This window comes from Prevotella sp. HJM029, assembly GCF_000599605.1.
Lineage (GTDB): Bacteria > Bacteroidota > Bacteroidia > Bacteroidales > Bacteroidaceae > Prevotella.
In genome coordinates this window covers 1-14,717 of sequence record NZ_KK082663.1, presented here as the reverse complement: position 1 = coordinate 14,717, position 14,717 = coordinate 1, and the positions used below count along the sequence as shown (strand labels likewise).

At 47.6% G+C, this 14,717-nt stretch carries 11 protein-coding genes and 1 riboswitch; of the genes, 9 read left to right on the top strand and 2 right to left on the bottom strand.

Features of this window, described 5'->3' with window-relative positions; genetic code table 11:
* Positions 1-215: 215 nt before the first annotated feature.
* From X919_RS0108030 to X919_RS0108020, 4 genes are all read left to right on the top strand, one after another.
* A complete protein-coding gene (locus X919_RS0108030; protein ID WP_028899672.1) occupies positions 216-422 on the top strand; it encodes a hypothetical protein in 207 nt (68 codons plus the stop codon).
* 44 nt (positions 423-466) lie between these two features.
* Entirely contained in the window at positions 467-3,217 is a 2,751-nt protein-coding gene (locus X919_RS0108025) for a fimbrillin family protein (protein ID WP_028899671.1), read from the top strand.
* 9 nt (positions 3,218-3,226) lie between these two features.
* On the top strand, positions 3,227-3,400 hold the full coding sequence (locus tag X919_RS16600) for a hypothetical protein (protein ID WP_155949702.1): 174 nt from the start codon (positions 3,227-3,229) through the stop codon (positions 3,398-3,400).
* Between the two features lie 575 nt (positions 3,401-3,975).
* Positions 3,976-4,869: a DUF6261 family protein gene (locus X919_RS0108020; RefSeq protein WP_371212586.1), complete on the top strand. Its 894-nt coding sequence runs from the start codon at positions 3,976-3,978 to the stop codon at positions 4,867-4,869.
* Between the two features lie 433 nt (positions 4,870-5,302).
* On the opposite strand, the gene X919_RS0108010 is transcribed toward X919_RS0108020, so the two are convergent.
* Together X919_RS0108010 and X919_RS0108005 are read right to left on the bottom strand one after the other, a co-directional pair.
* Positions 5,303-6,601 (bottom strand): NCS2 family permease, encoded by a 1,299-nt coding sequence (locus X919_RS0108010; protein ID WP_028899668.1) that lies wholly within the window; start codon positions 6,599-6,601, stop codon positions 5,303-5,305.
* 97 nt (positions 6,602-6,698) lie between these two features.
* On the bottom strand, positions 6,699-8,168 hold the full coding sequence (locus X919_RS0108005; RefSeq protein ID WP_028899667.1) for an SLC13 family permease: 1,470 nt from the start codon (positions 8,166-8,168) through the stop codon (positions 6,699-6,701).
* A gap of 246 nt (positions 8,169-8,414) precedes the next feature.
* A riboswitch (cobalamin riboswitch) is annotated at positions 8,415-8,600 on the top strand.
* Positions 8,601-8,651: 51 nt separating this feature from the next.
* Here X919_RS0108005 and X919_RS0108000 point away from each other — a divergent pair.
* Genes X919_RS0108000 through X919_RS15130 form a run of 5 tightly spaced genes read left to right on the top strand, consistent with a single transcriptional unit; the run spans position 8,652 to position 14,523 of the window.
* Positions 8,652-10,652 carry a TonB-dependent receptor gene (locus X919_RS0108000; protein ID WP_172642724.1) on the top strand — a complete coding sequence of 667 codons (2,001 nt, stop codon included), beginning with the start codon at positions 8,652-8,654 and terminating at the stop codon, positions 10,650-10,652.
* A gap of 21 nt (positions 10,653-10,673) precedes the next feature.
* The gene (locus X919_RS0107995) at positions 10,674-11,780 is read left to right on the top strand and encodes a YncE family protein (protein ID WP_028899665.1); all 1,107 of its coding nucleotides are present in this window, start codon (positions 10,674-10,676) and stop codon (positions 11,778-11,780) included.
* 8 nt (positions 11,781-11,788) lie between these two features.
* Entirely contained in the window at positions 11,789-12,949 is a 1,161-nt protein-coding gene (locus X919_RS0107990; RefSeq protein ID WP_028899664.1) for an ABC transporter substrate-binding protein, read from the top strand.
* 9 nt (positions 12,950-12,958) lie between these two features.
* On the top strand, positions 12,959-13,996 hold the full coding sequence (locus tag X919_RS0107985; RefSeq protein ID WP_028899663.1) for a FecCD family ABC transporter permease: 1,038 nt from the start codon (positions 12,959-12,961) through the stop codon (positions 13,994-13,996).
* Positions 13,997-14,001: 5 nt separating this feature from the next.
* Entirely contained in the window at positions 14,002-14,523 is a 522-nt protein-coding gene (locus X919_RS15130; RefSeq protein ID WP_051502468.1) for a cob(I)yrinic acid a,c-diamide adenosyltransferase, read from the top strand.
* The last annotated feature ends 194 nt before the right edge of the window (positions 14,524-14,717 follow it).

Below are 14,717 nucleotides of genomic sequence, written 5' to 3'. Positions count from 1 at the left end.
ACACACACACACACACACACACACATTCTAACAACTGTCTAAGTCTCTGTACTAAGGCGATAGCGGTGCGCCCGGCGCGGGTGTCGGTTCGCCGTTTCAAGCATCTGCAAGGAGTTTTCAAAGCTCTTTGCAGATGCTTTTTCGTGTGTGTGTAACTGAACTTGTAAAGCAAGAAATCAATAGTAGTAAATATAATCATTTAAACAAAACAAAAAATGAAGAAAAGATTGTATGAAGTGCCCACATGTACGGTTGTTCATCTTGCGACCGAGCATTATTTGTTGGGCGAAAGTGCGCCTAAAGCGCGACCGGGCGGTGACCAAGGTGGCCACGTCACGATTGAAAACCCCACCGAAGATGACGACGACACCAACCTCTCGGGCGCCAAGCGCTGGGGTGGCGAATGGGAAGAAGAAGACTAAGTTTGCAAATGCAATGAGTAAGTAACGATTAAAAAAGCGAATCAATGAAAAGAATTTTTTTAGATAACCACAGCCTGCGGCACGCCCTTCCGTTTGCTGCCGCCTGCTTCACAGTCGGCCTCACGCTGTTTGCCTGTGCCGACAAGGATGTAGAAACCAACGACAACAATGGCAAAGCGCTTGTCGCTTTCAATGTTTCAACAGTGCAAGACCAAGCAAAAGCTGCGGCCAAAGCTGGCCTGCCGATGACGCGCGCCGCTTTTGCTAACCAGTTGGCGCTGCAAAATCTTACACCCGAAGACCTCACGATGCAGAAACTGCCCGTGCAAGGTGCCGCAGCAAGTAGCGACATCTGCTTGATTGAAACTACTGTGCCCGGCCTGCCCTCACAATGGGAAGACGACGCGCCGACCCGTGCGAACATCACAACCATGCCCACGATGCAAAACTTCTCGACCACAGCTTTCTATGGTTCGACGGACACAAGCCTCGAGCCTTGGTTCTACGACCAGGACACGAAGAAGGATGGTAACCTTGTTACTCCCACCTACTGGGATTGGCTGAAGAACCACGCTTGCTTTTATGCGGTTTATCCGAAACCCGACAATAGCAAGATAAAGCTTTCGCCAGAAGGCTACGCGAGTACGCCCTATGTGGATTTCGAAGTAGAACCCAATGTGAAGAACCAAAAGGATTTGATGACAGCTTGCTCGGGCAACGTGCACACTGATATTGGCACGATGAGTGCCACGGCACCACGCACCGACCTCACCTTCCGCCACGCCCTCGCCGCCGTGCGTTTCAAGGTAGGGCAAAACCTGTCGTGGAACAAAACGATTACAAAGGTAGAAATTGTTGGTGCAAAGAGCAAAGGCAAATACACTTTGCCCACCGATAAAAACCACACCGGCGCATGGGATGCTTCCACGCTCTCTGCGCCTGCAACGTTTACATTAGGTGGTGACGGCACGGTGAGTGTCAGCACATCCGAAGCGGTGAACAATGTTATCATGGGGCACAATCAAGACAATTATGTGTTCTACATGATTCCGCAAACGCTTACGGGCGTGCAGGTAAAAGTTTATTTCGACAATGCCCCAACTCCCGCCATCACGGCCAATCTCACCGGCCAGTGGAAGCCCGGCACGACGAAGACCTACGCCCTGTCGCAGAACACGTCCGACTGGAGCTACGTTCTGAACGTCGTAAGCCCGACAACACCCGCAGCCTACAACCAGACCGCAGCAGGCAACTACACCATCCAGAGCTACCGTCAGTCGGGCGGCACACTGCAGCCCGTGAAATGGAAAGTAGTAGGTTATCAGGAGAGCACCGACGGTGGTGCCAACTGGTCGGCACTCAGCACCACGAAGCCCGCATGGCTTACCTCGCTAAGCAAGGAAAGCGGCGATGGCGTTATATCAGGCAGTGAAAGCGGCGCAGCCACCGTGCAGGTAGCTACCATTGTCGAGAAGCTCACTGCACGCAACAACGCATTGAAGACAGCCACAGCCAAAGGCTCTGCCAGTAACCATTACGACCTGTCGACCTACGACTACAAAGGCAACTCTACAAACCGCAACACGGCCAACTGTTACCTTATCTCTGCCCCGGGCTACTACAAAATACCTTTGGTTTACGGCAACGCCATCAAGAACGGAACCAACAACACCAGTGCTTACATCAGCACCACAATACCGGCTACCACGGTGTTTGGTTGGGACGAAGGGCTACTTCACAACTTCCAAGACCATGCCAGTCAGGACATCACCACTCCCTGGATAACGCTGAACAACGGCGGTGTGAATGCTCCCGACGGTGCCAAACTTGTCTGGGCCGATGAGAGCGGCCTTGTAACCAACCTGTCAGTAACAGGCAGCGGCACCGATGGCTTTGTAAACTTTGAGGTTCCTGCCTCGGCTATCAAGAATGGCAACGCCGTCATTGCCGTAACCAAGGGCGGCACGGTGGTATGGTCATGGCATCTGTGGTTCACTACCCAGGACGCACTTCATACCATTGCCTGTACGAATGCATCCAACAAAGTCAACAAATTCACCACGGAAAACCTCGGCTGGAAATACACCTCATTGCAAGGTACAAGCTATTCAGTATCCCGCAAAGTCAGGATTAAGGTTGAACAGGAAGTTGCCAACAACGGAACCCGTCAGCATGGCGAAATTACCATCACGCAGAACGACTACAACGGTATAGGGCAGGGCTATGGTACGCTCTACCAGTTTGGCCGTAAGGATGCCATGCCGGGTAAGGATGGTATTGTTGCTCAGGGTAGTTTCTCATTTGATGCTGGCCCCCATGATGCTACTATAGGTTATGCCATTCAGCACCCCGAGAGTATGCTTAATGCTGTATATGGGGGGGGAAATTACTGGAACTGGTGCGGCTGTGATTATCATAACTTCTGGTCGGTAAACAACACGTCTTCGGCCCAAACTACCACCCCCGTAGACAAGACCATTTACGATCCCTGTCCTGTAGGCTTTGAGATGCCGGCCGGAGATGCCTTTACAGGTTTTACAGCCCCCACCAACGGTGTCTGGGGCAACGGATGGCACTTCAATAACAAGACTGCCAATCCCGATGCCACCATCTATTTCCCCGTTACGGGTAATAGACAGAATGCTATGGGTACCCCGGCAGAAGGCTGGTACTGGATGGCATCTCCTGACTTCCGTGACGGTGCAGGGGTTATGCACTTCAGCTCAGGTGGCGTGAATTCGTGGGAACGGACCGGCAGGTATCTTGGCGGTGCAGTCCGTCCCGTGGCAGAATAATCCGATTGATTGGCTTCGTTCGGTTTATTGCCTGTGGCCGAAGTGCCCGTTGATTATGGGCGGATTGCACGTGGATGGATGATGCCGTTTAATGGAATGGTGCAAAAAGGTATGATGGAGTTTGGTAGGGGCGGTGCCTGTGTGCCCGCCCGTGTCGCCCCGCGAGGGCGCATCCATCGTTAAATTCCTCGCACACAATGCGTGTATTTTTAGTATGGAAACGCCGCTGCGCGGACGTTCGGGCGGGCACACAGGCACCGCCCCTACGTCTTAGCTTGAGCAAAACTCAAAAAATAAATTTAAGTATCTGCACAACTTGAGCAAACCTCAAAAAATAAAATTGGATGCCTGCTCACCTTGAGCAAGCTTCAAAAAATAAAATTGGATGCCTGCACAACTTGAGCAAACCTCAAAAAATAAAATTGGATGCCTGCTCACCTTGAGCAAACTCCAAAAAATAAAATTGAGACTTGCTCAGCTTGAGCAAATGGTCAAGAAAATAATTTGAAACCTGCTCAGCTTGAGCAAACAGTTAAAAAAAGATTTTGAGACTTGCTCAGCTTGAGCAAACAGTCAAAAAAGGATTTTGAGACTTGCTCAGCTTGAGCAAATGGTTGAAAAAAGATTTTGAGACTTGCTCACCTTGAGCAGAGACCTCGCAAAATAAAAGCACAAAAAAAATGAGCATATAAAACTGGAAATTAAAACCAAGGAGACGTTCTACCCGATTAGGACGCTCCTTTAAAAACTAAAAATAAATGATGAAAACAGAAATTACTACTATTCATTTGCCTGCCGTGAGCAACGGCGCGCATTTCGTGTTCATCGAGTCTATTTGCAAACGGCTGGACTCGGAGACGGAGTTGTTGAAAAACGAGTATTTAAAAAAGGCGGCCGACGCGTTGAAAGCGGCTTTTAACGAGGAAAACCGCTACTTTGCGTTGTCGAAGAAAAGTGCTTCGACCGACGAGATTTTGGCGGCCGATGCCGACCGCGACACGTTGTATTCGGCCTACTACCGTTCGGTGAAGAGTTTTTTGCGCGTGTCATCGGCCGATTTGCATACGGCGGCCAAAACGCTTTGGCAAAGTTTGGTAGACTATGGCATCAAGCCCTCAATGCAGTTGGAACGCGAAACGGGTGCCATTCAAAACTTGTTGGAGGATTGCGAGCAGAAATACAGCGCCGAGGTGGCCAAATTGGGTTTGCAAACGGTGTTGGCATCGCTGAAAACGGCCAACGCAAAGGTGAGCGAACTGCTCTACAGCCGCACCACGGAGCAATCGAAACAGGTGGCGGGTGCGCTGCGCAAGGCACGTCAGCAATCCGACGAAGCCTTCAAGCAGGTGCGCAAGGTGGCCAATGCCATGGCTACGTTGGGCAGTGCCGAGGCGCTGAAACCCTTCGCCGATTTCGTGAATCAGCTCATCAAGCGGTATGAGGACGAGGTGCTGCCGAAAAAAAAGAAAGCGGATGATGGCAAACAACCCGGTGACAAGCCTGATGATGGGAAGAAACCCGGTGACGGCGGGAAAACACCCGATGGCAAGAAGCCGGGCGACGGTGGCGATGGCAAGGATAAACCCGGAGACGACAAGGATAAACCGGGCGGCAAAGGTCAGGGCGATGCCACAATCACACCAAAGAAATAACTTGCTTTAAAACAAAAGGGCATCATCTCGATGCCAGTTTGCATACACAACTTGTTTTAAAGAATGGGGGCGGGAGTGCGCGATGCATTTCCGCCCCCGATGTGTTGTGTAGTTGTATTCATTCATTTGCGTATGGAAACGCCGCTGCGCGGACGTTCGGGCGGGCACGCAGGCCCCGCCCCTACGCATTTCGTTTGGGTGGATTGTGTGTGGACGGTTGATGTCGTTTGGGTGGATTGCATGTAAATGGTTATTTTGTTTGTGTGGGATTGCGTGGACAAATATGATGGAGATTGGTAGGGGCGGTGCCTGTGTGCCCGCCCGTGTCGCCCTGCAAGGGCGCATCCGTCGTTCATTCCCTGTGCATGATATGTGATTTTTGGTATGGAAACGCCGCTACGCGGACGTTCGGGCGGGCACACAGGCGCCGCCCCTACGCCATGACGAAATTCAGAATGAACAGGATGGCCAAGATGAGAAGCGTGATGTTGAGCCGCTTGTATTGTGCGGTGCAGAGCTTCAAAATGACATAGCACAAGATGCCAAGATAAATCCCATCGGCAATTGAATAGCAAAGCACCATTGTAATCATGGTGATGAACGCTGGGAAGGCCTCGCTCACATCGCCCAAATCGAGCTGTTTCACGCTGTCGAGCATCAACACACCCACCATCACCAAGGCGCCACTGGTGGCTGCGCTGGGAATGAGCATGAACAGGGGAGAGAGGAATAGGGCGATAAGAAACAGCATGCCCACGAAGGCCGATGTGAGGCCACTTTTGCCACCCTCTGCAATGCCCGATGCACTTTCAACGTAGGTGGTGAGGGTACTCGAACCGAGGAAAGCGCCGCAAGTGGTCCCAATAGCATCGCTCATCATGGCTTCTTTCATTTTGGGAATGGTGCCGTCGGCTTTCACGATGCCAGTTTTATAAGCCAATCCCACGAGCGTGCCCACAGTGTCGAAGATGTTGACCATCAGGAGTGACACAACCACCATGCCCGTTTTGAGGGTGAAGAGGCTTGAAAAATCGAATTGACAAAAGATGGGGCTGATGGATTGAGGCATGCCTATGGGCGACCAACCTGTGGGAATTTGCGTCACGCCCAAAGGTATGCCGGCCAAGGTGGTGAGGATAATGCTCAGAAAAAGGGCGCCTTTCACTTTGCGCGCCATGAGTACTCCACTCAACACGATGCCGATGACGCCCACGATGGCCGTCGGTGTGAATTTTCCTAAGCTCACATAGGTGGCTGTATTAGGCACAATGATTTCGGCATTCTTTAGTCCGATGAAAGCAATAAACATGCCAATTCCGGCCGAGATAGCATAGCGTAAATTTTGGGGAATGGCGTTGAGAATATGTTCGCGCACATTGAGGAAGGTGATAAGCAGAAAAATAATTCCCTCAGCTAACATGATGGCTAATGCCTCACGCCACGAATAGCCCATGGTCTGACACAGCGTGAAGGCAAAAAAGGCGTTGAGTCCCATGCTGGGTGCTTGGGCAAAAGGCAATTTGGCCATCACAGCCAAGAGCAGTGTAGCAATAGCCGAAGCGATGGCTGTGGCCGTGAAGAGCGCGCCTTTATCCATGCCTGTGGTGCTGAGAATTGAAGGATTGACAGCCAGAATGTAGCACATCGTGAGAAAAGTAGTGGCACCAGCGATAAGCTCAGTACGCAGATTCATTGACTTGACATCGAAACCTAAAACTTTTTGTAGGAACATAGGGATAGAGTTTTTGAGAAATGGAGTGTAATATTGTTTTGTGTTGAAAAAATGTGGGGTGCACAACTTGTGCACCCCTTATGGTTGTTAGCATGAATTAAAAAATGCCTAACTTACCCATGATGATTAATGTACCGATACCCAGAACTAATGTGATGATTCCTGTGACGATACCCACTTTGAGCATTTCATTCTGTTTCACAAGACCTGTAGAGAAAGCGATAGCATTGGGAGGTGTACTGATAGGTAAACACATAGCGGCACTGGCTGCGATAGCGATTCCAATGAGTACAGTCGAGGTGCCACCAATAGCACCTAATGCACCGCCCATTCCTTTACAAACGACAGCTAAGATAGGCACTAAGAGTGCAGCTGTTGCAGTGTTCGAAATGAAGTTGCTCAGCGCAAAACAGATGATGCAAGCGATGAGTAGAATTACAAATGGGTTCCAGCCTGCAAATGGAATGCTCTTGATTGCATTCTCGGCTAATCCTGTTTCATTCATTGCATTGCCTAAAGCAAATCCGCCAGCTACCATCCAAATGACCGACCAATCGATTTCCTGCAAATCTTTGGCATTAATCACGCCCGTGAAGGCAAATACAGCAATGGGTAGCATGGCCACTGTATTGGCATTTACACCAAACCAATCTTTACCTTTCATCCACAAGAAGATGGTTAGAATGAAAGTTACAGCTACTACGACGGTACGCCAATTGTGTGACACATGGCCATTAATCTCCAATTGGATTGTTTTTTGTGTGAAGGGGAAGAAATGAAGAATGACGCGCCATGCAATCACGAGCAATACAAGTACCAATGGCACCATAATCATCATCCATTGTGGAAAAGAAATGCCGAGGTTCAAGCCTGCTGGATCATTTAGGTATTTCAGTGCAAACACGTTGGGAGGTGTGCCGATTGGCGTTCCCATACCACCAAGGTTAGCTCCTACAGGAATAGCCATTGTCAAAGCAATGCGCCCTTTCCCGCTGGCTGGCAATGCTTTGAAAACCGGTGTGAGGAAGGTGAGCATCATCGCCGCTGTAGCCGTGTTGGAGATAAACATCGAAAAGATACCTGTGATGAGTAAAAAGCCCAAGAGCACGTACTCACTCCGTTCGCCAAAAGGCTTAATGAGCGTACGTGCCATTAACACGTCTAAGCCGCTTTTCGTCGCCGCTATGGCCAGCACAAATCCACCAAGGAAAAGAATGATGGTGGGATCGGCAAAGCAGGCCATTACACCCACGTGATCAAGCATTTTTCCATACTGGTCTTCTGTACCTTGAAAATAGCTGAACGATGAATCGCTCACACAAAAGAGCATCACAAAGATGATGGTGATAGAAGTGGCCCACGCCGGGATTGCTTCTGTTATCCACAACAAAATCGCCATCACGAAAATGGCGATTACGCGCTGTTGAACGACTGTGAGCCCCTCAATTCCAAAAAAGTGAGTGGGTAGGTTCCATACGATTACAGTTAAAATAGCTGTAATCGCGACCATTAGAAATTTTCTAATATGAAAATCTCCAGACAAAACTGATTTAATTGAATCTTGCATATCAAAGTTTTTATGGGTTAACACTGCTGTTTAAATCGTTGGCAAATGTACAATAATTTTATGATACAAGCAAAACTTTGTTTTCTTTTTCATGACAGCCATCTCTCTTTTCATAGAAGTTTATATATTATATTAAGGTGGAGGAATAATTGTGACCTGATATTTTCGATGGATAAGTCTATACGAGAAATGCCTTCTCATATCACAAAAATGATTTCATATATTGTTTTCTTCTACTTTTGTTGTAACTTTGCGTTCGCAATTGGTTCATAATCGAGTATGATTAAAAGGGAATAAGGTGAAAATCCTTAACAGTCCCGCTGCTGTAATCGGTATTGTTGAAGAAGCGGATACCACTGACATTTAGGGTCGGGAAGGTGTTTCTTCGAAAGCCGAAAAGTCAGAAGACCTGCCATTGCCTGTGAAGTACTTGCTTGTTTCGAGGAAAGCAACGTAAGTCATTTTTAAAAAAATTGTAAAACGGTGCATAAACGTATACGAATGCTTGCTGTGTTGTGGGCTATGAGTTGTTTTTGTGGCTTCTCTGCAACGTCAGTGACAGCTACCGATACTCTTGTGGTTAAGGAATTGCAGGGTGTAGAGGTTGTTGAAACATCGCGTACCCACGAAGCCTATAGCAGTGTTCCTCTGCGTATTTGGGATAGCAGCGACTTGTTGCAGCGAGGAGTTACAGATCTTTCAGATGTTTTGCAACGTATACCAGGCATCAATTTACGCGATTATGGTGGCGCAGGTGGAATGAAGACTATGGGGGTGCGTGGATTTAATTCAGCTCACACAGGGGTCAAATTCAATGGTGTAGTGCTTAATGAGAGCCAAACTGGCGCTGTCGATTTGTCGCGCTATACGCTAAATAATGTGAGCGCATTGCAATTGTCTGTGGGCGATACTCAAGATGTTTTGGTTTCGGCTCGACAGCTTGCATCGGTAGCCGTACTCTCAATAGAAACCTTGCGTGCCACATTTGATAATCAGCGACCTCATTTATTATCGCAGTTTCGAATTGGTTCGTTTGGGTTGGTTAATCCCTTTTTCCGTTATGATCGGGCGCTCAATCAGCGATTTGTACTTTCAGCCTTTGGAGAATATACCTATTATGAAGGCAACTATCCTTTTTTGTTGCGCAATGGAATTTTTACAACGCACGAACGTCGTACACATAATCGAATGAACGAGGGACGAGGACAATTTGATTTCGCTTGGAAAGTGGGACAGAATGGTCGGCTAACTGGTACACTTTTCTATTATAATAGCTATAAATTATTACCTGGAATAGTGCACTTTTATTCGGCATTAAGTGGTGAGAAGTTGCACGAAGAAAATGCCTTTGCACAGTTACAATGGCAGCAAAGTTCGAATGATGGTCGATGGCGTGTACGCATTCAGGGCAAATGGAACTGGTTTGCCACTCACTATCGTGACGAGTTAGCCGTGGGGAATGTGCACGATGTCGATTACAATCAGCGTGAGGCTTATATTTCTGGAGCTGTGAGCTATCAGCCCATATCACAATTTTTTGTGGGCTATGCAGCAGACTATTTTTTCAATAATCTCAGTAGTAGTTTAAGTACGGATGTCCGACCTTATCGGAATAGTTTATTACAGAGTCTATCGGTTAAGTATATTACCTCACGATTTATTGCTATTTCACGTTTGTTGTTGTCAGTTTATGATAATGGCGCATGTCGCGGTATAGCAGGTCGAGATGCGCAAAGATTATCACCTTCGTTGTCGTTCTCATGGAAAGTATTTCCTATTGAGCAGCTTTATTTGCGAGCAGCCTATAAGAATATCTTTCGTATGCCTACGTTCAATGAAAATTATTTTTATCATTTTGGTAGTCCAAGTCTGAATCCAGAATCTACGCAGCAATATACTTTGGGACTTACCTGGCAACACCAGTTCGCGCATGCATGGCAGGCTTTATTTACACTTGATGGTTATACGAATCGTATAACCAATCAAATCGTAGCGGTACCCTACAATATGTTTGTTTGGACCAACATCAATCTTGGAAAAGTGAACTCAAGCGGTGTCGAACTCACCACACAGCAAACTTTTACTATCACACCCCGCCAACAATTCTTATTCTATGCGAGTTATAGTTTTCAGCACACTGTGGATTGTACTGATAGGACAACAGATTCTTATCATAAGCAGTTGGCCTATTTACCTAAGCACATAGCATCAGCTTCGGTTACCTGGCTTAATTCATTGGTAAATCTCTCTGTTAGTGCTGTCGGTATGAGTAAGCGCTGGGCTACTCATGCACATTATGGTGGTACCAGTTTAAAATCTTATGGTACTATTGGCCTTTCTGCTTATCGCACATTTTCGCTGAGAAACTCCTCGTTTATGGTAAGAGGAGAAGTAAAGAATCTGTTTGGACAGCAATATGAGCTTGTGGCTAATTACCCCATGCCACGATGTAATTATCAGATAATAATGCAGTATCAATTTTAAAATCAATTTAATAAAGTGTATATGAAAAAAAGTTTATTTTTATTTGCAGTGCTACTTTTGGGTGTACTTGCAATCACTTCGTGCGATAGCAATGATGATGATGCGCCTGTCGTGACACCTGTTGTGGTAAGTCATGGTGCATTTGTTGCTTGTGCTGGAAACATGGCGAGCCATATTAGTGGTTCGTTGAGTTATTATGATTATAAGGCGAGCTCCGTTACGAATAATGCCTTTTTGCAGGCAAATGGCCGTCAGCTTGGCGGCACTGTGAATGATGGCTTGGCTTATGGAGGTAAAATCTATTTGGTGGCTACCGATGAAAATAGCATAGAGGTAGTTGACAAAACATTACATTCCATACATCATATAAGCACTACAGCGTTGTTAGGTAATGCTGATGGTAAGAGCCCACGCCACTTGGCAGCTGATGGTGGTCGCATTTATTTTACCACTTATGGTGGGTATGTTGGAGCCATTGATACTACAAGCTTTGCTTTACAAGATAAGTTTAAAGTTGGGTCTTATCCCGAGGGTGTGACGATAGCTAATGGGCGGATTTTTGTTGCCAACAGCGATTATGGGAATGGGAATGGCAGTATAAGCGAAATCAATATGGCTTCGCAGCAAGTGATAGACCACAAAATCTCTGATATCGTTAATCCTCAGAAAGTTTATGTAGTACGTGGTAACATCTACGTGCTGGATTGGGGAAGCTATGGAACGACCCCTCCCTATGCTCAAACTGGTGCTGGTTTAAAACGTATTGTTGTAGAGAATGGACGAGATGTAGCTAAGACTGTAGTAGAGAATGCCACTTTAGTGGCACAAGCAGAGAATCGTTTCTACACTGTAAATGCTCCTTATGGTGCTTCTGCAGTTAGCTATAATTTGTATGATGCAGCTTTTGGTAGTAAGGTAACACTGCCTTACCATGTAGATTCTCCTGCTGCTATTGCCGTAGATCCTACTAATGGGCACGTCTTTTTATCATCTTATGTGCTGAATGGTGGTTATGCGGATTATAATGCTAATGGTTATTTGCAAGAATATGATGTGCAGGGCACTGCTTTACAACGTTACACAGTAGGTGTTGGTCCTACGGCTATATTCTTTAATACAGCACGTTAGTTTTTAGTATGTATAAAATATTGCTTGCTCTGGCCTTCATCGGGAATCTGCTGATAGGTTGCACTATAGCATCAATTAATCGTACGAGCGATGGGGGTGATACCATCGCTCTACGCTATGCTCAGCAACTTTCGCTCATTCAGTATAAAGGGTATGTGCAAGCTACATTAGCCAATCCTTGGAAAGAAGGTGCCGTGCTACATAGTTATGTGCTCGTTCCTAAAGGTAGAGTAGGAGATAGTCTGTTGCAGCACGATGCACAATTGCAAGCGATGGAAGCTACCGTGGTGCGCACACCCATTGTGCATGCGGTGGCTTTCACCACGTCGCATTGCTCACTTCTCTACGATTTGCACGCGCAGCAGGCACTTAGTGGTGTATGCGATTTAGCCTATATCAATTTGCCTGATGTGCAGCGGCGAGCTAAATTACGACCCAAAGACACGGCTGCGGTGGTGGATTGTGGCAGCAGTATGCAACCCGATGTAGAACGCATCATACAGTTGCATCCTGAGGTACTATTGGTGTCCCCGTTTGAGCAAAGCGGTGGTTTTGGTAAGTTGGCAACCTTAAATATTCCCATCATAGAAACTGCCGACTACATGGAAACCTCGGCACTTGGGCGAGCCGAATGGATGAAGTTCTATGGTTTGCTATTCGGGCGTGCCCTGCAGGCGAACGCTTTGTTTGCACAGGTCGATAGCAACTATCATGCTTTGATGGCCAAGGCGCAGCAGACAAGAGAAAAGATCTCAGCCTTTACTGAACGCAAGATGGGAAGCGTTTGGTATGTTCCGGGTGGACGGAGCACCATTGCACAGTTGTTGCGTGATGCACGAGTGACTTATCCCTTTGCTGATGACACCCATTCTGGCAGTCTTGCGCTATCGTTTGAAACAGTGCTCAATGAGGCTGGGAATAGCGATATTTGGCTTATCAAATACAACCATCATCCCAACACACGGCAAGCGTTGTTGGCTGAGGAAGCGGGCTATGCACAGTTTAAGGCCTTTCAGCGGGGGAAGGTCTTTGGCTGTGACTGTGCCGCAGTTCCCTATTATGAAGAGGTTGACTTTCATCCCGACAGGTTGCTGAATGATATTTTGCAGATTGCTCATCCAACGTTGAATGGTCTGGCACCATTGCGTTACTATCATCGCATAAAATAATCTCGGCGCATGAAAAAAACAATCTTTTATTTCGTGGCACTGATGTTCGGCATAGTGGTTTTATTCTTGGGCAATTTGCTGGTAGGTAGTGTTACGATTCCATTGCGCGATGCGTTGCAGCTGCTTTTCTCGCTAAATAATAGCGCTGCCCGGCAACAAATCATGGTGGAACATCCTGCATGGAACTACATTTTGTGGGCCAATCGGTTGCCGCAAGCATTCACAGCTGTTTTGGCCGGAGCCTCGCTCTCTGTGTGTGGCTTATTGCTGCAAACCACCTTTCGCAATCCGTTAGCCAGTCCCGGTGTTTTTGGTGTGACGAGCGGTGCAGGATTAGGGGTGGCGTTAGTGATGCTTTTGTTGGGCAGCGATGTGCTTGCTGCGCACTTTAACCTCATGGGATTTATAGTCGTATTGTTGGCTGCTTTTGCAGGCGCCATGCTCGTGACGATGCTTATCTTTGCCTTCTCATGGTTTATAAAAAGCAGTGTCATGTTGCTCATCGTGGGCATCATGGTGGGCTATTTATCGGGAGCCGCCATCTCCTTGCTCAACTTCTTTGCCAATGGAGAGGCCGTGAAGTCCTACATGGTTTGGGGAATGGGCGATTTCGGCAGCGTGTCGCCGACCTATTTGCCCGCCTATGCAGCAGTGGTTGGTGTGGCACTTATGCTCACGATGGCATTGGCGAAGCCTCTCAATGCGTTGTTGTTGGGCGAGGACTATGCAGCCAACTTAGGCGTGAATGTTAGGCAAACACGTCATGCTTTGTTGCTACTCACGGGACTTCTCACGGCAGTAACCACTGCTTTCTGTGGACCGATCGCCTTCATCGGTTTGGCTGTTCCCCATTTGGCTCGTCTCCTTTTGACAACCGACAACCATCGCCTCTTGCTCCCTGCCACCATGGTCATGGGGGCGTTTGTGGCCTTATTGTGTTGCTTGTTGTGCCATGTTTGTGGCAGTCGCGGCATCATTCCGCTCAACGCAGTCACACCGCTCATCGGTGCGCCAGTAGTGATTTATGTAATTCTAAAAAACAGATAAAGAAAATGGTTGTGTATACGAAACGCGGCGATGGGGGCGAAACCTCTTTAGGAAATGGTTTGCGCGTAGCCAAAGATGACGTGCGGATTGAAACGAATGGTGAGCTCGACGAGCTGACCTCGCTCCTGGGAATTGTCACCGAATATGCCGCGCATGACGAAGTGTTGCTGCAGCAGTTGATGGATGTGCAGCAGCTCTTGATGCTACTGATGGCTCATGTTGCCGACGATACGCGCAGGGTTGACAATGCTGCGTTTGAAGCGAAAGTCCGTGAAATGGAGCGTTATATCGATGCAAATAGCCCGCGCCATGTCTTTTGCTTTGTGCGTCCCGGAGGAAATTTACTCACAGCCCACCTACATTATGCACGTGCCAAGGCGCGCACTTGTGAGCGACGTCTGTGGAGTTTGCAGCGCACGCAGCCTATTCCGCCATGTTGCCTGCAATTCATCAATCGGCTGAGCGACTTTTTGTTTGTTGCCGCTTTGCAAGCTCAACAAAGACCATCGACGACATGCACGAAGTGATTCAAATCATGTAAACGCGGAAAAACGCATATTTTTTATAGATTGTTTGCAACTTCCAACAATAGTTTATAACTTTGCGCTCGTGAAACAAAAAAGTGAAGTGATGAATAGTTTACACCATAAGGCAACCTTCGCAGCGCAAAAGAATTTCTCTTCTGCCGCTTTTTTTATGCCTGTTTATTTGGTCAATCCAA